General features: G+C 37.5%; 15 protein-coding genes (1 of these 15 cut by a window edge). 4 read left to right on the top strand and 11 right to left on the bottom strand.

The annotated features are described in order from the left end of the window. A protein-coding gene (locus IPH52_20265; GenBank protein ID MBK7057335.1) for a DUF1566 domain-containing protein crosses the window boundary here: on the bottom strand, window positions 1–112 show its start. Its footprint begins 1,844 nt before the window's first position; only the first 112 of its 1,956 coding nucleotides appear in the window; its start codon is at window positions 110–112; its stop codon lies beyond the left edge, outside the window. 222 nt (window positions 113–334) lie between these two features. Here IPH52_20265 and IPH52_20270 point away from each other — a divergent pair, with 222 nt between their 5' ends. Next, a complete protein-coding gene (locus IPH52_20270; GenBank protein ID MBK7057336.1) occupies window positions 335–472 on the top strand; it encodes a hypothetical protein in 138 nt (45 codons plus the stop codon). Window positions 473–572: 100 nt separating this feature from the next. On the opposite strand, the gene IPH52_20275 is transcribed toward IPH52_20270, so the two are convergent. The 3 genes from IPH52_20275 to dnaE are packed head-to-tail and all read right to left on the bottom strand — an operon-like array spanning window position 573 to window position 6,306. Continuing rightward, window positions 573–1,637: a hypothetical protein gene (locus IPH52_20275; protein MBK7057337.1), complete on the bottom strand. Its 1,065-nt coding sequence runs from the start codon at window positions 1,635–1,637 to the stop codon at window positions 573–575. Window positions 1,638–1,684: 47 nt separating this feature from the next. Next, window positions 1,685–2,803 carry a DUF5009 domain-containing protein gene (locus IPH52_20280; GenBank protein ID MBK7057338.1) on the bottom strand — a complete coding sequence of 373 codons (1,119 nt, stop codon included), beginning with the start codon at window positions 2,801–2,803 and terminating at the stop codon, window positions 1,685–1,687. A 5-nt stretch (window positions 2,804–2,808) separates the two neighbouring features. Next, complete coding sequence (gene dnaE, locus IPH52_20285; protein ID MBK7057339.1) at window positions 2,809–6,306, bottom strand: DNA polymerase III subunit alpha; 3,498 nt, start codon at window positions 6,304–6,306, stop codon at window positions 2,809–2,811. 188 nt (window positions 6,307–6,494) lie between these two features. Between dnaE and IPH52_20290 the strand changes: the two genes are divergently transcribed. Then, on the top strand, window positions 6,495–7,895 hold the full coding sequence (locus IPH52_20290) for a hypothetical protein (protein MBK7057340.1): 1,401 nt from the start codon (window positions 6,495–6,497) through the stop codon (window positions 7,893–7,895). Between the two features lie 13 nt (window positions 7,896–7,908). Here the strand turns inward: IPH52_20290 and IPH52_20295 are convergent, their stop codons facing one another. After that, entirely contained in the window at window positions 7,909–10,854 is a 2,946-nt protein-coding gene (locus IPH52_20295) for an EAL domain-containing protein (GenBank protein MBK7057341.1), read from the bottom strand. A 678-nt stretch (window positions 10,855–11,532) separates the two neighbouring features. On the opposite strand from IPH52_20295, the gene fbaA reads away from it, so the two are divergent. Continuing rightward, window positions 11,533–12,615 (top strand): class II fructose-bisphosphate aldolase, encoded by a 1,083-nt coding sequence (fbaA, locus tag IPH52_20300; protein ID MBK7057342.1) that lies wholly within the window; start codon window positions 11,533–11,535, stop codon window positions 12,613–12,615. 198 nt (window positions 12,616–12,813) lie between these two features. After that, entirely contained in the window at window positions 12,814–13,398 is a 585-nt protein-coding gene (locus IPH52_20305; GenBank protein MBK7057343.1) for a Uma2 family endonuclease, read from the top strand. Window positions 13,399–13,588: 190 nt separating this feature from the next. On the opposite strand, the gene IPH52_20310 is transcribed toward IPH52_20305, so the two are convergent. The 6 genes from IPH52_20310 to IPH52_20335 all read right to left on the bottom strand — a co-directional run bounded on the left by IPH52_20310 (window position 13,589) and on the right by IPH52_20335 (window position 20,192). Further along, entirely contained in the window at window positions 13,589–13,816 is a 228-nt protein-coding gene (locus IPH52_20310; protein ID MBK7057344.1) for a hypothetical protein, read from the bottom strand. Between the two features lie 45 nt (window positions 13,817–13,861). Further along, complete coding sequence (locus IPH52_20315; protein MBK7057345.1) at window positions 13,862–14,311, bottom strand: hypothetical protein; 450 nt, start codon at window positions 14,309–14,311, stop codon at window positions 13,862–13,864. 810 nt (window positions 14,312–15,121) lie between these two features. Beyond that, window positions 15,122–15,448: an endonuclease domain-containing protein gene (locus tag IPH52_20320; GenBank protein MBK7057346.1), complete on the bottom strand. Its 327-nt coding sequence runs from the start codon at window positions 15,446–15,448 to the stop codon at window positions 15,122–15,124. 348 nt (window positions 15,449–15,796) lie between these two features. Beyond that, a complete protein-coding gene (locus tag IPH52_20325) occupies window positions 15,797–17,026 on the bottom strand; it encodes a response regulator (protein MBK7057347.1) in 1,230 nt (409 codons plus the stop codon). Further along, the gene (locus IPH52_20330) at window positions 17,023–18,114 is read right to left on the bottom strand and encodes a hybrid sensor histidine kinase/response regulator (GenBank protein ID MBK7057348.1); all 1,092 of its coding nucleotides are present in this window, start codon (window positions 18,112–18,114) and stop codon (window positions 17,023–17,025) included. The genes IPH52_20325 and IPH52_20330 overlap by 4 nt, the downstream gene beginning before the upstream one ends. Further along, window positions 18,111–20,192, bottom strand: coding sequence for a response regulator (locus IPH52_20335; protein MBK7057349.1), 2,082 nt, complete (start codon window positions 20,190–20,192; stop codon window positions 18,111–18,113). The genes IPH52_20330 and IPH52_20335 overlap by 4 nt, the downstream gene beginning before the upstream one ends. Window positions 20,193–20,199: the final 7 nt, after the last annotated feature.

Genomic DNA, 20,199 nt, shown 5'->3' on the forward strand with positions numbered 1-20,199 from the left:
TCCCAAAAAGAATTCCAATTAATAAAATAAAGGCTAGTATTGACTTCGCTCTTACTTCTTTTCTCTGCGATCTTTGCTGCTTAACTTTATCTATTTTGATTATCGAATTCATTTTTTTATCCCACTTTAGCATTGATAAATATTAGTAAAGAATCACATGCATTGAAGGTCACGTCGGAAGAACACTAAATGAAAAAGAAATAACTGTCAAGAGCTTTTGGTTATTTCTGTGGTCTGCATAAAGCCAATTATTTTTCTGAACCAGTTTGCTCTCTGTCTAAGATACTGATTTCTGTTTCATTAAATGTACTATCAAATATACTGAATTTTTTCTGTGAGTATCTTTGATAGTAAAGAAGACAGTATCATAGATAGTATCATTCATGCATCGCAAGTATACCAATTCCCAAAAGTAAATTCTGATTTGATTCAAGAAGACCTTCGTTTGGAAATTGGGAATACCCCTTTCTAGAAAAATAGCGGAACTTATTTATGAGAAGTGGTATATAAGAATAAAACAAATTTGTCAACTCCCCCAAAATGTATGGGAACAAAACCTTCTACCGTCCTCGTTAAAACTCTATCGTATAGCCCATAGTGAAATAGAAAATAGTGCGAACAAACTTTGTTGATGTCCAATCATTGTAAATTGAATTCGTAACTTCTTTCGGATAACGTCGATTTAACTCATCGTAAACGGCGCGGTTGTTTCCATATTGTCTTGCAGGGTCTGGAAGTTTTCCATCGCTTCTGTTCTGATCATAGGTATCATAGAGCCTCGCTTCGGGACGATATAAAACGTTAAGCGTCAAGTCAACGGCACCCATTAGAAATTGAACTGATGCTATGGCATTGGAAATACCGGAGCGTTTATTTGTGTTGTCATTATTCTGGACATACCCTGTTTGCAGTTTGGGGGTAATATGAATTAGCTTGTCTGCGAAAAATTGATGACTAACTTCAAACGAATAATAATTCTGCCCATTTGTATTGGCAAGTGGTGTTCCCTCTGAGCCTCCGTTATCAAAAGAAGTATTCAGAAAAAATTGAAACTTAGGATTTGCCCATTTCGCTACTGGAGGCGAATACCAAATAAACCATTCCTGCCAGGAATACTTACCAAAACGATTTAGATTATTCCACATCCAGGTTCCAACCGACCAATCTCCAATTGCAGTTTTCCAATCATAGTAGATTCCGAAAAACACACCATCATAACGACTAAGTGAATTTCTTTCTCGATAGCTTCTTGTCCGGCTAGGATCATAGGTCATTTTCCCATTCTGCAAATCGGAAATAACACCAGGTAAACGCTCCTCCTTTCCCGGAGCGTCTTGGAGCACAAACATATCATTATCCCTATCTTTCAAATTATTTAGGAAAAAATTTCCCCAGAATAATGTCTTAAGTCCCTTTAATGGAGTGGAGTAGATAAATTGAGGTTGGAGTGCCGGGGCAAAAGTAAAATTTGTGTAGGAAGTATTGTTTCTCTGACTTGCGAGTGCTGCATAATTATAGCCTCGAAAGTTGTGATCAGATGTCATGCGAACAGACATCCACATTGGTTTTTCTTCCTCTTCGCCAAAAAGAGAAATCGAAAAAGACAAAAGGAAAGTTAGAAAAAGGATTTTAAACATTCCGTAAAACATCCTATCCCTAATTAAAAAGACAAGAAGATTCTATTTTAGAGTTTAATAAATATTTTGCGTTTATAGAGAATAAAAAAAAAGGCAAGCCAGAGAAGCGTATATGCGAACGCCCAAGCAAACGATGCATTGTAAGTTGAAAAATAAGGAGTGAAGTATTGCGCATAGAGATAAGTTTTGAGTCCAATTTGTTTTCCATTCGCATGAGAGAGAAAAGGAATGGTTATAATTTTAGAAAACAGACTAGAAAGAAAAAAAGCAGCGAGAGCATTGACTCCAAAAATTTCAAATGCCTTATGCCATATCTTCGATTTGGAAACATCAATCCAATCATAGAGTAAATGCAATACTAAAATGGCAAGACCAGTTGTGAGTAATACATAAGAGCCAGTCCAGAGTCCTTTGTTAATCGGAAAGACTATATCCCATACAAAAGAGAGGCTTATCAAAAGTATCCCCAAAAAGATGCCAAAGTAAAACTGCTCTGTAGAGAATCGATTCTCTTCTACAAATATCTTTCCATAATAAACACCGAATAGACAAGAAGATATTGCGGGTATCGTCCCAAGTATTCCTTCCGGGTCCCAGGTCTTAGTGTGTATCCAGAGATGCTTTGGCATTAAAGAATAGTCAATCCAACCAGCCAAATTTTTTCCCATTTCTAAACTTGCTATACCGATTTCTGGCACAGGAATTTGAGTCAATAAAAACCAGTGTATCAGTAACATTAGGACAGACAGGCTAAGAATTAGTTTGCGCTCTAGAAATAAAAATAGTGTCGCTGAGAATAAATAAACAAGGGCTATTCGCTGTAAGACTCCCGGTATTCGAATACTTTGCCAATTGAATTCAGGAAATCCATTTAGAAAAACTCCAAGGATAAAAAGAAGCAAGCTTCGCTTTGCGATTTTAAAAAATAGGGGTAATGCTAATTTTCCGTTCGAAAGGTATTTAGAAGTAGAAACTGGAATTGCAAATCCTATGATGAAAAGAAAAAAAGGAAATATCCAGTCTGCTCCATAAAATCCATTCCACTTTGCATGTTTAAAAATAGGATAGATATGACCCCAACTTCCAGGGTTATTGACGATTAGCATAGAAAAAATAGTGATGCCGCGAAAGACGTCAAGCGAAAGAACTCTAGAGTTTGGATTCAAAGACACTAAGCTGAGTATTTCAAAATTTCGTTGCCGATTGTATAGAACACGCTATCGTTTCCTAAGAGTTGAGACAGCCTGGAGAGTAATTCGCGTGTCGGCTCCACAGAATAATGATTATGCGCTCGAATGACTTTCTTGAGATTTGGATCACCTATCAGATGAAAGAATACAGTAGAGTTGCCTTTGAATGCGGTGAGTATGGAATACAGGTTGTTAACCACTTGATTGTCACCGAAGTCTTTTGGATTGATCTTGATATGAAGAGATTTTTCTAGCTTTGCGACTAAGTTGTCTTCGTTTAGAATTTCTACATCGTTTACAATGATTTGTCCTCTAAGCTCAGCCTCTCCAATTTCTACTTTCTGTAAAATTCCTTTGATAAAGACTGCCTGATCTTCTTTCATGATCTCTTTGAATTTTACGTAGGTGCGTGGAAAAACAGTGCAATCAATATCTCCCGTAAAATCTTCTAGCTTGAAGTTCATAAACTCTTCATTCTTCTTAGTGTATTTTACCTCTGGACTTGTGACAATACCGCATAATTCCACTTTTGCGCCGGAAGATACTGCATCAATTTTTTCAATCGTGACCGAAGAAAGTGTAGATAGCTTGGCTCTGTATTTGTCTAGTGGATGACCAGAAAGAAATAAACCGGAGACCAATTTCTCTCGTTTTAATTTTTCATCTAGCTCCCACTCCTCTGAGTTCTTAGGAAGATTTAAAGAATACGTTTCAGAGTTTCCACCCATGAAAAGATTTCCCTGTCCTTCTAATTTGCGCGTTTGCTCCTTAGCCGCATAATTAGAAATTGCATCGACTGATTCAAAAAGACATTTGCGTGTATAACCAAAAGAATCAAACGCACCTACTTGAATGAGTGCTTCAATCACACGCTTATTTACACTATGTGTATCTACGTTTAATAGAAAATCATTGAGAGATTTGAAGCCACCTGCTTTTTTTCTAGCTTCAATTATACTGTTAGCCGCTATAGACCCAACACCTTTAAGTGCAGAAATTCCAAAGCGTATGGTATTATCCGCTGGAATACTAAACGAGGCTTCTGACTCGGTGACATCAGGATTTAGAATTTTAATTCCCATTTCACGTGCGTTGTTTACAAATTTTACAATCGCACTTGTATCATTACCGTCAGATGCAAGAAGAGCTGTCATATACTCTGTCGGATAATTCGCCTTGAAATAAGCAGTCTGATAGGTTACTAGCGCGTAGGCGACAGAGTGCGATTTATTAAAACCATATCCACCGAATTTTTCTAGCAAATCAAACAAATCGGAAGCAAGTTTTCCATCTATGCTTTGAGCCTTTGCACCAGCGACAAATTTGATTTTTAGATCAGCCATTAGATCAAGCTTTTTCTTTGCCATCGCTTTACGCAATACATCGGATTCACCCATAGTAAATCCACCCACTACGCGCGAAATACTCATTACCTGCTCTTGGTATACGGCAACACCAAAGGTCTCTTTTAGAATAGGCTCGCAGGATGGATGAGGATAGGCTACTTTTTGTTTGCCGCTCTTTCTGTCTAAATAATCTTGTAACATCCCTGAGTCCATTGGACCGGGACGATATAGGGCAATCAGGGCAACGATTTCTTCGAATGTATTGACCTGTGACTTTGCCACGAGATCCGTAATACCATTCGACTCTAACTGAAATATTCCAAGAGTATTTGCTTTCTTTAAAAGGGAATAAGTCTTTGGATCATCAATCGGTAGCTCATCGGGAACAATTTTAATTCCATGACGCTTTTCTACTAAGTGAACAGCATAATCAAGTGTAGTTAAGTTCTTGAGTCCTAAAATATCCATCTTGATAAGACCGACACTTTCTAGTTGGTCTTTGTCGTATTGAGTTACGATAGAGCGACCGTTCTTTCCTTTTTCGGCGACAGTGGAAAGAGGAACAATTTCTTCTAGCGGATAAGGAGAGATTACCACACCGGCGGCATGTCGTCCCGGCTGACGGTAGTTACCCTCTAGCTTCTCTGCGATATAAAAAAGCTTTTTATTGATTTCATTTTTTTCTTTGATTTGCTTTAAGTCATTGGATACATCAACTGCCTCTGCAATAGAAATTCCAAGTTTAGCAGGAAACGCTTTAGAAATCTCGTTTGATTCAGCGAAGCTAATATTGAGAACCCGCGCAACGTCTTTTAAGGCAGCCTTTGCAGCAAGACTTCCAAAAGTAATGATCTGCCCTACTTTTTCTTTGCCGTATTTTTCTTTGATGTAGTTAATGACTTGGTCTCGTTTTTCTACACAGAAGTCAGTATCCACGTCAGGCATATCTTTACGATCCGGGTTTAAGAATCTTTCAAAGAGTAGATTATAACGTAGGGGATCAATATTAGTAATGCCTAGCGCATAAGATACAATAGACCCTGCCGCGGAGCCTCTACCCGGTCCGACAGGAATACCGGAACGTCGCGCAAAATCAATGTAATCCTGCACAATTAAAAAGTATCCAGCAAAGTGCATATTGCGAATTGTATTTAACTCAAAATCAACTCTGTCTTGGATTTCCTTTGTAACGATTGGATATTTTTTCTTAATCCCATCGTTTACTAATTTTAATAAATAGGATTCTGTGTCGTAGCCTTCTGGAACTTTAAAATCAGGAAGAAGATTATTTCCAAACTTGAAAGTCAAATCGCATTTATCCCGAATCTCTAAAGTATTGCGCATCGCTTCTGGAATTTCTGGAAATAGTTTTGCCATCTCGGCAGGATTTTTTACGTAGAACTCCTGGTTAAAACCAAAACGCATTTCATCATCGATTTTCTTTTGCATTCCAATTCGAAGTAAAATATCCTGCGCGCTTTGATCATCTTTTGTTAAGAAATGAGAGTCATTGGTGACGACTAAAGGAATACCAGTCTTCTTATAAAAGTTATAAACCGCCTTTGCACAAATGTCTTGCTCTTTGATTCCGTGGTTTTGGATTTCCATGTAGAAATCTTCTTTGCGGAAAATTTCATTTAGCTTATTGGCAAGTGCAAGTGCGGCAGTGTCATTGCCTTCGATGATTTTTCTTTGGACTTCCCCTGCGAGACAGGCAGTGAGACAAATAAGTCCTTCACTATGACGCGCAAGCAAATCGTAATCGATGCGAGCCTTTTTGTAAAAGCCTTCTGTATAGGAACGGCTAGCAAGTTTAATGATATTCTTGTAGCCTACTTCGTTTTTGGCGAGCAAGATGAGATGGTAAGCGTTTCCATCGGGAATGCTTTCCATTTCCTTTTCTTCCGAGCGATTGGCGGAAACATAGAACTCACACCCGATAATAGGCTTAATTCCATTTTTCGTAGCCTCTTTATAGAACTCAATGGCACCAAACATATTCCCGTGATCGGTAATCGCAACAGAGGACATGCCCTGCGCTTTGACATATTTCATTAGCTCAGGGATACGAATCGCCCCATCGAGCATCGAATACGTGGTATGTAGATGTAAATGTGTAAAATCTTCAGCCATAAGGAGACATAATAAGAGAAATTCCCAAAAGGGTAATTTACATGAAATGCAGAAATTGTTTTAATTTCAATAGAAAAATGCTCAAAGATACATAATTTTTCCACCACTGTTTGGAAGCTTCCTTCAGCAGAATCCCATTTTTACATTGACCAACTTCCTTTTTTGTGAATTCTTATGCTACTATGTCTATGAACTCTCCCTCAATAAACCGCAAAACGGTTTTTCTATCTATTGTAGTTCTCTATTTCTCCACTGTTCTCTTGCAATGCTCAAGCACAAAGGTAATCAAAATTGCAGACACCAAGGAACCATTGCAAGCTGAGTTAATTATAAGAGTGGTAAGCACTAAACCTTGTATCACGCTTTACGGGGGAGGGACTTGTTCCTATCAAGAAGCTGCCATTCAATTGGGAGGTGTTTTGGATAGAGAGATTCCCTATGGCTGCTTTCTTTCAAAATCGGGTGCACCCGAAGCTGCCATTTCTACCAATAAGTCTGATGCTGGTTACAGAATTGCCTACCGATGTGACAAAAAAGATTCCTGGCACGTAGTTTACATTGGCTCGGAATATCGATCCTTCAAAGACTGCAAGGATTATTCCTTTGGGGACAATTTCAATTGGACGAATGTGCCTGAGTTGCAAGTAGCAGCTTCTGATATGGTAGGAAATAAATGTGGCAATTTTTCATTTGAAGAACTGGTTACAGAGCTAAAACAAATTGGAGGCGAAGCAGCAGTAACCGACTTACTGATTAAAACAATTTCTTTTAATGCGCATCGCCATATTTCAATGGATAATCTCCAAGCCTGGGATGACGCATACTTACGTTTATCCGCACCGGAAAAAGCAAAATTAATTCCAACTTTTCGAAAAGCGATCATGGAAGAATCTGAAATTCTTGCTTTAGAGCGAGCTGTGCGTTACTCTGATCTAGGTAATCCTGAATATATGCCCGCGATGATTGCTCATATGAAGCGGATAGTCAACTCTAAGCCGCATTATGAAACAGATGCCGCTTCCGAAATCATTCTAACTAGAATCGCAAAATCAGATTCAAATCTAGGAGGAGAGCTTGCTTGTCGTGAATTAGAAAGGGAAATGAAACGAGGGGCTATTGTGTATTTGCCGTCAGCTCTTCTCGCTGTTGCTTATGCAAATTATCCCTGCTCTGCCGTTCTTCCAACGCTTGCAAATTCCCGCTGTGATGCAGCGTATTTTTGTCCACAGGGTCAAACTGCCAAAATCTGTGAATCAAAAGATTTAAAACTAGAAGTCGAAAAAGCATTGAACAGTGATACAAGAAAACTCAGTATCCAAATGCGCGATAGAGCACTGTTAGCCGCAGCATTGCCATTAAAAGAATCAGAGAGTATTTTAAAACTCTGGCAGAAAAGGAGAACCTATACAATAGATCAAGTAGCAGAGCCTTCCTGTGAAAAAATATACGTGATTGGAAAAAAGGGAGTGGCTTGCAACTGCTTCAAAGAACTACCAAATTCCGCCTGCGGCAAAACGTATAATGAAACAACCTGTGTTTATACCGTCGATGATGTCTCAGGACAAATAAAGAATATAGTAACACCATAAAAATAATCATTACCTAAATATTGATTGGGGAAATATTCCATTTGGGTTCTGGCTTATAGGCATTTACCCAAAGGGCAAAGTCTTTGGCGGGCATGGGGCGGGCAATTCCATAACCCTGTGCAAGATCACATCCCATTTCCAATAAAAGAATTCCTTGCTCAATTGTCTCTACACCTTCGGCGATAACTTTTCTATGAAATGCTTTTGCAAGTCCAATTACGCCTTGCACAATTGCCTTATCTTCTTTGTCTGTGAGCATATCTCGAACAAAGGATTGGTCTATCTTTAAAACTTCGGTCGATAGACGTTTTAGATAGGTTAACGAGGAATAGCCGGTGCCAAAATCATCAAGCGCAAATAGAACTCCCATTTGCTTACATTCTTCAATCAACGTGCAAACTCTAGCGATATCCTCTAATGCACTGGTCTCTAAAATTTCTAATTCCAGTTGATTCGCTGATACATTCGGATACTTTTTTAAAAATTCAGACAGTCTACCCAGAAAAGATTTGTGTTGCAAATGCTTTGCAGATATATTCACGCTCACAGGTAGCATAATACCGTTAGCCGCCCATTCGTTCATCTGCCTTAATCCTTCATTGATTACCCATTCTCCTAGTGAAATGGAAAACTCACTATTTTCGATTACCGGCAAAAACTCCAAAGGAGGAACAATTCCTCTTTGTGGATGCATCCAACGAATCAATGCCTCAGCCCCAACTACCTTTCCTGTTCTCATATTTACTTTGGGTTGGTAATACAATTGAAACTCATTTCTCTCTAATGCAATTCTAATTCTTGCAATCGCTTCGTATTTTACACGAAAATGTCTATCTAGTTCTGAATCAAAGATATGAAATCTGTTTTTACCTGCTTGCTTTGCAAAATACATTGCCTGGTCAGCATGACGAATCAATCCATCTGCATCAACTCTATCATTTGGAAAAAATGTCACACCAATGCTTGCTGTCACAGAAGTTTCTAATAGATTTTCTTTCAAAGAATACTTAAATGATATTTCTTTTAGTAGATTAGAAAGTAGCTCTTCGCCTTCTTCTATAGATTGCAGGTTAGTAAATAGCAACACAAATTCATCTCCACCTAACCGCGCAACAGTATCTGCCTCGCGCAAAAGCTGTCTTAGCCTCCGCGCTACTTCAATTAAAAATCGATCTCCCGCTTCATGTCCGAATTGATCATTGATTGGTTTAAACTCGTCTAAGTCTAAATAACAAATGGCTAATAACTTTTCGGATGAAATAGTATGAAGCATAGCTTCTTGTAATCTTTCCGCTAATAGAATTCGATTGGGAAGTTGCGTCAACGCATCGTAATGCGCCATGATCTCTAATCTATGTTGCTGGTCTTTTTGATTTGTAATATCCTCTACTAGTGACCATATATACTCCTGTCCATCTTTGCCTGTGAGCAAAACACCTCTTAGCCGTATTGGAACAAGAATTCCATCCTTTCTTAAATATTCTTTTTCATAAGGTCCATACTTTCTTGTTTCACTCAACGATTTCAGTTGTAATAATTCCATGTCTTTGTATTTTTCGGGAGTCAACTTCCAATAGTCCAATTGATTTAATTCATCTTCGGTATAGCCTGTAATCAATCGGAATGCATCGTTGAATTCGTGATACTTCCCATTCATATCTGTAAGTGCAATCCCGATAGGAGATAGGGAAAATAAGCCATAAAGTTTTTCTTCATTTTCTCGAAGTGTTTTTTCTGCCTGCTTTCTTACAGAAATATCAGAAATATGACCATTCCAAAGTATAGATCCATCTTTTAACATTTCAGGAATGCCCTGAGCCTCTAACCAGACAAGCTCTCTTTTGGTAGAAGAAATTCTAAATTCAATTCGAAATGGAGTCTGCATGAAAGAAGAAGACTTCATTGTATCTTCGATTATTTTTAAATCTTCGGGATAAACCACTTCAAAAAAAAGACCTGCATCTTCCTGCACTGATTCAGGGGAAAATCCGAATATACCTTCAAAACCCTGACTAAGAAAAGGAAAACTTCGATTACCCTCTAAATCCATTTTGAATTGATAGATTACTCCCGGCACTTGATCTGATAGATCTGTTAATAATAAATCGCTAGAAGAAAGTTCTGAGACAAGTGCAGAGATAAGAACAGATAGAATCGTCATTGCTGTCATATAGCCCCAGAGTAAACCAAGACCACTGTAAATTCCGGCTTGCACAAACGGACCACTTCCATTTGCTGTTGCCCATGCACCAATCACCGAAGTCAGAAGCGTAGCAAAAGAAGAAATAGTCACCCCACTGCGAAGACCAAGCCAGCTAACCAGAATAAAGGATGCAAACAAAAAAACAGGGATGGAAATAATGACAAAGGGAGGAATACCAAAAAGTAAAGCCCCACACAAAAAAAGCAAAGCGAGGACAAAGAGATTTTCCACACCTTTCCAACCTTTTAATTCTCTTAGAACTCGTTTACCTGAATAACTTACAAAGGGTAAGCCAGCGACCATTGCGCCTACCGCATCTCCGAGCCACCAGCACAACCATGCCTCTGACAATTTGGAATAATCCAATACTCCAAAAAGAAAAAGACTAATAGAACCAACGCTTGCATTGATTGCCATTGCAATGGTAACGATTAATACATAGAGTAGAAGATCTTTTCGTCTTTCAAGGGAAATACGAAATCTTAATTTTTTTAAAAAGTATACAGCGGCTAACGGTCCCAATGTATTACCGGAGGCAATGACTAGAGAAAGTAAAATGGATGATCCGATTAGGTAATTTACAAAAAAAGAAGCAATCCAAATTCCAATTCCTGTAATAGTTCCAAATCTAAGTAGTCCTGCAATCGCAATTCCAGTAGGTGCCCAGAAAAGACTGATATGAGAGCCAACAGATGCAATCTGCAATCCAAGCATTCCAGCAAAAAAATAAGATACGGCAACTACTAAAATCTGCAAAAAAACTTTGCTACGCTGACTAAGGTTAAAGAAATTCTGCATTAACACTAATAAACTCATTTTATCAAACATCTATTTCATTTTGCAGATAAGAACATTTATCCACAAAGTAATGCTTTTTTTTTCTACTTACCATGCAACTCATTCTTTAATTTTAAGTTGTAAACTTCGAGTTTCAAGTCTTTTTTATTTTCCGAACTGTGAAGCAATGTAAAAGCATTGCCACAGAACTCGAAATACACTCAAGTCAGACTGGTTTTCGGAAGTTGTCATCCTGAGCATAGATTCGGACAAGCTCATTATGACAGTTTTCGAAAACCACTCTACCTTGAGTATAAAATAGGATTCCATTAAACGGGTCAACCTTTACTTAGTAGGTAAAAATACATGTTCTAAGAATATGAATTAAAAATTTTAATCTTGTCCATCTTGTAAATCATGTCTAGAAGAGTTTTTAGACAGGATTTACAAGATTCACAGGATTTTGTAAAACTTTACCTACTCAACAAAGGTAGACCCCCATTAAACCCTCTTCGTGAACTTCGTGTTCTTCGTGGTAAACCCTTTCCCTCCCTCTTCTCTGTGTCTCAGTGCCTCGGTGGCAATTCCAATGATTTTTTTTCTAAAAAAACAAAAACTAAATAGCAAAAAAAACCTATGCAAAAATAAAATATAAATATGGGAATTAAAGTTTTAGATAAAATCAAACCGGGTGTAGTATTTGGGGAAGACCTAAAGACATTGTTTTCAATTTGTAAGTCTGAGGGCTTCGCATTGCCAGCAGTTAATTGTGTGGGAACTGATAGTGTAAACGCTGTCTTGGAAGCTGCCAGAAAAGCAGGCTCTCCAGTCATCATACAATTTTCCAATGGTGGGGGAAAATTCTTTGCAGGAAAAGCAATTCCTGTAGAAGGCGAGAAAGGTGCCATTTTAGGCTCTATCTCAGGAGCACAGCATATCCATTTAGTTGCTGAGCATTACGGCGTTCCAGTCGTAGTTCACACTGACCATTGTGCTAAAAAACTTCTACCTTGGGTAGATGGACTACTCGATGCAGGCGAAGAGCATTTTAAAAAGACAGGAAAACCACTATTTTCCTCACATATGTTAGATCTTTCCGAAGAGCCTATCGCTGAAAACATCGAAATCTGTAAGAAATACCTTGCTAGAATGAGCAAAATGGGAATGTTCTTAGAAATCGAATTAGGTGTAACAGGCGGCGAAGAAGACGGCGTTGACAATTCAGGTGCATCACAAGATGACCTCTACTCCAAGCCAGAAGAAATCGACTTTGCTTATTCAGAGCTTTTAAAAATCAGCCCGAACTTCACCATTGCGGCTGCCTTTGGAAACGTTCACGGAGTTTACAAGCCTGGAAACGTGAAACTAACACCTCCAATCTTGAAAAAGGCACAAGACTTTGTAAGCAAAAAATATAACACTACAGATGCAAGACCAGTTACCTTCGTATTTCACGGTGGATCCGGCTCAAGCAGAGACGAAATCAGAGAAGCAATCAGCTATGGCGTTGTAAAAATGAACATCGACACTGACACTCAGTGGGCAACTTGGGAAGGAATCCTCAATTTCTACAAAGAAAAGGAAGGTTATCTCCAAGGTCAATTGGGCAACCCAGAAGGCGAAGACAAACCAAACAAAAAATACTACGATCCAAGAGTCTGGTTAAGAAAAGCACAAGAAACTATGATCAAAAGACTTGTAATAGCTTACGAAGACTTAAATTGCACAGGTAGAAACTAAATTTTAAACTGATTACCACCGATGGCGCAGATATCACCGATATTCGGTGAAGAATCTTACCCATCGGATGGTTTTTTATCCGAGGGAGAATTTTTCTCTTTCACGAAAGACACTTCTTCCGCCTTCCCCAATTCCTGAGTTATCTATTGACAATTTTTCTTCTTATAGAAGTATATAAAAGGAATAGTAGGAACTCAAATGGGAAATCTCGCACATAAAAAAATCACTGTATCGGAATACTTTGAAATAGAAAGAAACTCCTTAGAAAAGCACGAATACTATGAGGGTGAATTATTTGCGATGGCAGGAGCTAAAAAGAAACACAACCTGATCGTGAGTAATTTAATAGCAGCATTGCACGGAAAGTTTAAAGATCGACCCTGTGTAGTCTATCCATCTGATATGAAAGTAGCGGTAGACAGATACAACCATTACACCTATCCTGATATTTCTATTGTGTGCGGCGAGAGTAAATTTGTAAATGATTCGGAAGATTCTCTTACAAACCCAAACGTAATTATGGAAGTATTGTCTGACTCCACTGAAAAATATGATAGAGGTAAAAAATTCCAATCGTATAGAAATATTTCTTCTCTAAAGGAATATGTTTTGGTATCTACAGAGAATAAGAAGGTAGAAGTATTTACGAAATCATCCGAAGGCAAGTGGGTTCTTTCTGAATCAGATGAATCGGGTATAATAAAATTATCCTCGATTGAATGTGTTTTACTTTTGGATGATATATATGATAAAGTAGAAATATTGGAAGATGAAAACCGATGATCACTTGCGTTTCTATTACTAACGGGGTTGTGTAAAAACAAAGATTTTAATAAACCACGAAGAGCATGAAGGTCACGAAGGTCAAAATTTCCTAGGAAATTTTCTCTTTTTCTTCGTGTCCTTCGCGTTCTTCGTGGTAAAAAGAATGCTTTTACACAGTCCCCTACTTAGTGGCTAATCTTTATTCTCCTCAGGCGATTTCTTTTAGCATTTGCGAATTGTTGGCGAAGGCGATTTTGGAAATGGTGATTAGATCAGAATAGAATTCGTCGAGAGCTTCGATTTTTTCATCTCTGGATTTTGTGGCGAGGACTGCTTCTGTGTTTTCGCGGTAGAAATTGCTATAGGCAGAGACAGCATTTAAAAAGTCACCTTTGAAGCCGGATAATTTCTTATGGTCGTAGCTGTAGACTGACATGGCTTGGATTACGCTTTCGTCAGCAAGTGCGTTGTCATAGAAAGTTTAGATTTGGTCGATTAAACCACTGATGGTTTGCTTTTTGGCTTGGTCGGCTCCGAGTCTGGTTAATTTTTCCGGTTGTTTCTTGAATGCGATTTTTGCAATGCTGACCGCACCCGAGTAATTTTTTTTGGAGACACTAAAAAGCCTCTCGAATTCTGCATAAGCTTCCGCCTTCTCGCCAAATTCCTTTTGTTGGTGACTGTTTGCTTCTACAGCCTCGTTGTATAATTTTTCAAAAGAATTGATTTTCTCAGGAGTATAACCAAACACAGCCAATTGCCCCGCGATTTCTGGACTGCTCCTAATATTGTCTAAAGCTCTTTTGTTAATAACTAGACGTTGTGCGATATTTTGTCTTTGGTATGCCTTAGATTTCGCTTTAGTCTGAGTATCCTCGGTATCGTTCGGCGCTGTCGCCTCGGTGTTAGAATTTTCTTGGGTTGTAGTCATGGTTTTCCTCCCTATAACTAAATATTTCTGACATGAGACATATATTTCCTCTATTTTGCAAGTATTTTTTGGTGTATAGTCTATTTTTTCTTGGAGCTATACAGTTGAAATTTGGGGGAATAAGGAGTTGCAATCTGATGTTAAGTTAAGAAAGAAGAATTAACCACGAAGGGCACGAAGAACACGAAGCGATGCTCTGAGCTTGCTGAATGTGAAAAGAAGCTGCTGGGAAATTTCGACTCATGGACGAGGTTTATTCATCTCTAGACGATGTTTGTTCATCTCTAGACGTGGTTTGTTTGTCTCTAGACGTGGTTTGTTTGTCTTCGATCGGTATTTGTTCGTCCTTAGACTGGCTTTGTTCGCCTCTGGACGGGGTTTGTTCATCTCTTTATGTAGTTTGTTCACATCTATACGCGCTTTGTTCGCCTCTGGACGGCCTTTGATGAATTTTGATGTTCTAAGTTTTGCTTTTTCGTTCTAGGAATCCCCCCTGCCCCCCTTTGCGAAAGGGGGTAATTGTAATAAGTCACACTTGAAACTATTTCTGCTTATACTGCAAAGAAAACCTTCCCACAAAACCCCCTTTTGCAAAGGGGGATCAAGGGGGATTCTTACCCCTACAAACCTTCCACAATCCAAATCTCCTCCTCCGTCAACCCATACAACTTATACACCATCTCATCAATCTCCTTCTCCCATTTGCCTGTATCCGCAGCAGGGTCTTTCTTTTTGGCTTCGATGATTTTCTAGACGAGTTTCTTAAAAGGAAGTTCTTGTTTCTCGGTGATTTGTTTGACTGGGATTTTTTCAAAGAATACTTTTCTTAATCACCCTTTCCTGCACTCTTCTTTTTAAATCTATCACCACATCTTCAAAACGATTCAATATCTCTTCATTCGTATATCGCACAACTTCAATTCCATAGCTATTCAAAACTTTTGTCCTATGCTCATCATACTCCTTCGCATCTGCGGATAAGTGTGATTCTCCGTCAATTTCAACCACGAGTTTTAGTTCATGACAATAAAAATCTACAATATACTCATCAATAGGCTTTTGCCTCAAGAATCTTAATCCATTTAGATTATCTTTTGCAAATAGTTGAGACCAAATATTTTTTTCTGCAAGCGTCATGTTCCGTCTTAACTTGCATGCTTTTTCTTTTAAGTTTTTGTTGAATGGTAGCACTTTTAATCCCCCTGCCCTAAGATGCTATTTTTTTTGAAAATTCCCCCAGTTTTTTTAACACAAAGCTCACTAAGTATGCACAAAGAACACTAGGGAAGATATTTAACCTTTGTGCACTTTGTGAAACCTTTGTGACCTTTGTGTTAAATCTTTAGTTGGAAGAATTTCCTTGCTGTGCCACAACAATTTTATCATATTCCTCCAATCGCCCCCTCCGTCACCCCATACAAACTATACACCATCTCATCCATTTCCGAAAAATCAGCGTTAGGCGCAGAGAATGTATTTTTTCTATCAAACTACAAAAGGTAATTCTATACAAAAATCAATTAGAACTTGGTTATTCTTTTCGATGTAATTTTTTAGATTGGATACTCTGATTTTTCCTTTGTGGTTTTGAATTATTTTTTCTACATAGCAAAGTCCGAGACCGAAATCCAAAGTTGGAAAAGATTCAAATACATATTTAGAAATTCTAAAGAAGGGTTCAAATATAATATTCTCGTATCCCTGCCCGATTCCATTTTGTTCTTTGGTCTTTGAATCCGGTGAGTTTAAAAAAGAAATTTGAAAGCTTTCATTTATTTTTTCAAATAGAATATAAATTTTACTGCCTTGATCCGAAAACTTGAATGCATTGAATAACAATTCTCTCACAGCCTTCTTAAAATAATCAGAATTAATCTGTATTTTTTTTGTATTCGATGTTTGAATATTTTTTGCTACAGCTACACTATTGCCTCTAACCGATTGATAGGGGATAAGTTCTTTTACAACGTCTTCAATTATTCTGTGCAATTCTTGGATAGAAATATGATCTTTAGGCAAATCAACGTTAATCACATACTCAATGTCTCCGATAGTCTGGACTAATTTTTTTGAATACTCTGCATTTTCAAAAAGTGTATCAAGAACATCCTTTGGAACTGTATATTGATTATCTTCTAATACAGACGCTGACTTGATTAGGTCAACAATTGGATTTAGAGTTCCGAGTCCGGCACCCTGGATTAGACCTGTGTTAATACTTGTAATCAATCCGCCTTCCATTTTGCTAGAATCTTTTTTAATCAGATTTTCTTTGTATAAATTCCAGTTCAGTTGGTATTCAATTCGGATTTCTCTTTCTTTCTGTAAGTTTTCACTTATGATTTTAAGTTCCGCAAATTCAAAAGCTTTGCTCACTCTATTTATAAATTCCGATGCATTAAATGGCTTAACTATATAATCATGAATCCCAGTTTTAAAAAGCTCCACCACTTTTTTAACTTCTGTCTCAGAGGTGAGCATTATGAAAACAGGATGATGACCTGATTGAAATACATTCATCATGAATTCTCTTCCATTCATCTCAGGCATATCTAAATCGGAAATCACAACTAGGGTAGGATTTTCTAAAAATAAATCCAGTGCTTCTTTTCCATTTGTCGCGCAGATTACTTCGAAGTTTGCTTTTTCCAAAGCAACTCGAATCAATTCTAGCATATTGAGATCATCATCTACTGCTATTAGTTTGTTTTTCATTTCTTTCCTAGCGGCAAAGTAAAAGTAAACTTACTTCCTTTTCCGAATTCACTTTCTACTCTGATATTTCCATCTTGCAATTCTACAAATTCTTTACACAAAATAAGTCCAAGCCCAGTTCCTTTTTCTTTATCAGTTCCGGAATCTATTCTAAAGATTTTATCTAAGTTTTTAGGATTAATCCCTATGCCTGTATCCGTTACAGATATTTCAAAATAGTCTTCTTTCTTTTGTGTGGATACTATTACTTTGCCGTTTGGGTGAGTAAACTTAATCGCATTTGTTAAAAGGTTTCGAAGGATTGTCTTTGTCAGGGAATCGTCTGCAAAAACTGTCTCGTCTTCCATACATTCGTTTTCGATTGCGATATTTTTATTCAGTGCGTTTCCTTGCACAAGTGGAATTACATTCGCCACTAGACAATTTATCGAAATATTTTGTAGATTAACAGTAATTTTCCCTGTTTGTGATTTTGCCCACTCCATTAACGTATTAAGCAAATCAAATGCAGATTTTGAAGTAGAAAGAATCATCTCGTTGTATTTCAAAAGCTCAGGGATATCTACATTCGTATTCTCAATCAGATCAGCCTCTATGATTTCCGAAAGTCCTATAATGCCAGCGAACGGATTACGCAGATCATGCGCTATGATACTAAAGAATTTATCTTTTGTGGCATTTAGTTCGACTAATTTTTCACGTGACTGTTTTATTTCAATTTGAGTTGCCACTCGCACAATCAATTCTGCTGTATTAAAAGGTTTTGTAATATAATCCACTGCACCGAGTTCAAATCCATGCACTATTTTTTCTGACTCAACCATTGCAGTAAGAAATATCACTGGAATTTCTTTTGTGTCTGGATTTGCTTTTAGTGTCGCGCATACTTCAAAGCCATCCATTTCCGGCATTTGAATATCGAGTAAAATTAAATCAGGCTCTTCTGTTTTTACTAGTTCGAGAGATTGCTTTCCTGAAGTTGCGACAGATATACTATATCCCTTGTCTCGAAGAATATTTCCCAATACTTGAATATTCTTCGGTGTATCATCTACAATTAAAATTAAAGGCTTCTTTGTTGTTTTCATTTTCTTTCCTCATCATTAATATAGCTGGATAATTTTTCCAATGTGGCATAGATTATTTCTATATTGAATGTATCAATGCTGTCTTTTAATTGGATAGAGTATTCATTTAGCTGTGGTATATTGTGTTTTACCGCGAATACTTCTAACTCCTTTTGGAAATCCAGCAGGTCGTCTGAATTTAATGTCTTCTGTAATTTTATAATTCGCAAAAGAAATTTTTCATTGAACATAGCCTTCATTTCTATTGGTAACTTTTCGTATGTAGCCATTGGTAATGCGTTTGTTTTAATTGGAATCACAGATGGCTCTTCGTAAGGGAGGTATTTTGTAAGTAAGGCAAGTAGATCATATTTATAAATCGGCTTTAGTAAAAAATCATTTGCCATACTACCTAGTTTATCTTTTTCATGCGTCATAGCCGATGCAGTGAGGATAATGATGGGTATCTGTTTTAAATCATTGTCCGATTTTAAGATACTAATTGCTGTTGCTCCATCCATCACAGGCATCTGCATATCCATTAATATAAGGTCAGGTATTTTTTGACGTGCTACTTCAATGCATTCTTTTCCATTTTCTGTTTCTATTATAGTGATATTGAATGGCTCTAAATATTCTTTTACTACCTTTCTGTTTGAAATTATATCTTCTGCTATCAGTAGAATCGGATTATGAAAGTGTATATTTTTAAGCCAACTGCTATCTGCATTTGTTTTATCATCCTTATTCATTACACCAATTTCTATATCAAAAAGGGAAACACTAAAAATCGAACCTTGACCATACGTGCTTGCTACAGAAATAGTTCCACCAAGAAGTTCCACTAAGCGACTCGTAATGCTTAAACCGAGACCTGTTCCCCCATTCGTTCTTTTATTATGAATAACTACTTGCCTAAATGGCTCGAAAATATTTGTAAATTCACTTTCAGGAATACCAATTCCAGAATCTTTAACGGAAAATAGTAAATCAACTCTACTATCTTCTTCCTTCTTGGGGATAATGGCAACAGTTATAGCAACTCCTCCTTTATCTGTGAATTTTACTGCATTGCCAATTATATTATAGAAAATCTGTCTAAGATATTTTTCATCTGTAATTAGGCTCAAAGGAATCTCACCTGCAATATCAATGGATAGCGTTATTCCTTTTTCTTTTGCTCTCAATGCAAAGACGGAGCGTATTTCATTTATCAGTGCATCCAAACTTATAGGTTGATTGTTTACCACCATGCGACCTGCTTCCACTTTGGAAAGATCAAGAATGTCGTTTATCAGGTTTAACAATACTTTGCCGCTCTGAATTATATTTCCTAAATACTCCGTATATTCTTTGTTACCTTCTAGCTTTTCTTGGAGTATACTTGAAAAACCTACTATCGCATTGAGTGGAGTTCTTATTTCATGACTCATATTTGCGAGAAATTCGCTTTTCATTTTGTTCGCGTCTTCTGCAATTTGTTTTGCTTGCTTCAATTCAATTTCAGTTTTCTTAGCATTGGTGACATCGGTAGTGATTATACCCAATCCTTCTCCAGCTTTAAAAGCTTTGATCGTAACATAATATGCATTTAATTGTGAATCTTTAGGTTGAACACTTTCTAGAAGTAAAGGCTCGCCCGTTTTCTTTACATTCAGGTATGCTGTCAGTCTTTCTGATCCCGCAAGACCTGGAGCCAATTCAGTCATATTTTTACCTATTAACTCTTCTTTCGGAAGGGAACGAAACCATTTTAGGCTTGCTTGATTCGTCTCTATTAGATTGAGATCGGAATCATAAAGAGATAGACCGTCTATCGCAGAGTCCATGAAAGAACTCAATCGCTCTTGGCTAATTCGTAATGCTTCTTCGGTTTTTTTCTGTTCCGTTATATCAATCAAATGTGTAAATGCCAAAGATTCTCCTTTATGATTTAAGATTGCAACTACACCCAAAGCATTTCCTAACTCTCCTGATTTTGTGCGAAACTGCAAATCAAAAAGCGAAATAGGATTTCCTTCTTTAATGACTGTTACTCTTTCTTCACGAGCTTCTCGATCTACTACAAAGTCCAACTCTGGAGAAGTTCTTCCGATCACTTCCTCC

This window comes from Leptospiraceae bacterium, from assembly GCA_016708435.1.
GTDB lineage: Bacteria > Spirochaetota > Leptospiria > Leptospirales > Leptospiraceae > UBA2033.

Bases quoted from the DNA above. Each gene is read 5' to 3' on its own strand.
- IPH52_20275 (MBK7057337.1), bottom strand. From the start codon at position 1,637: ATGTTTAAAATCCTTTTTCTAACTTTCCTTTTGTCTTTTTCGATTTCT.
- dnaE (MBK7057339.1), bottom strand. From the start codon at position 6,306: ATGGCTGAAGATTTTACACATTTACATCTACATACCACGTATTCGATG.
- IPH52_20290 (MBK7057340.1), top strand. From the start codon at position 6,495: ATGAACTCTCCCTCAATAAACCGCAAAACGGTTTTTCTATCTATTGTA.
- fbaA (MBK7057342.1), top strand. From the start codon at position 11,533: ATGGGAATTAAAGTTTTAGATAAAATCAAACCGGGTGTAGTATTTGGG.
- IPH52_20305 (MBK7057343.1), top strand. From the start codon at position 12,814: ATGGGAAATCTCGCACATAAAAAAATCACTGTATCGGAATACTTTGAA.
- IPH52_20310 (MBK7057344.1), bottom strand. From the start codon at position 13,816: ATGTCAGTCTACAGCTACGACCATAAGAAATTATCCGGCTTCAAAGGT.
- IPH52_20315 (MBK7057345.1), bottom strand. From the start codon at position 14,311: ATGACTACAACCCAAGAAAATTCTAACACCGAGGCGACAGCGCCGAAC.
- IPH52_20320 (MBK7057346.1), bottom strand. From the start codon at position 15,448: ATGACGCTTGCAGAAAAAAATATTTGGTCTCAACTATTTGCAAAAGAT.
- IPH52_20325 (MBK7057347.1), bottom strand. From the start codon at position 17,026: ATGAAAAACAAACTAATAGCAGTAGATGATGATCTCAATATGCTAGAA.
- IPH52_20330 (MBK7057348.1), bottom strand. From the start codon at position 18,114: ATGAAAACAACAAAGAAGCCTTTAATTTTAATTGTAGATGATACACCG.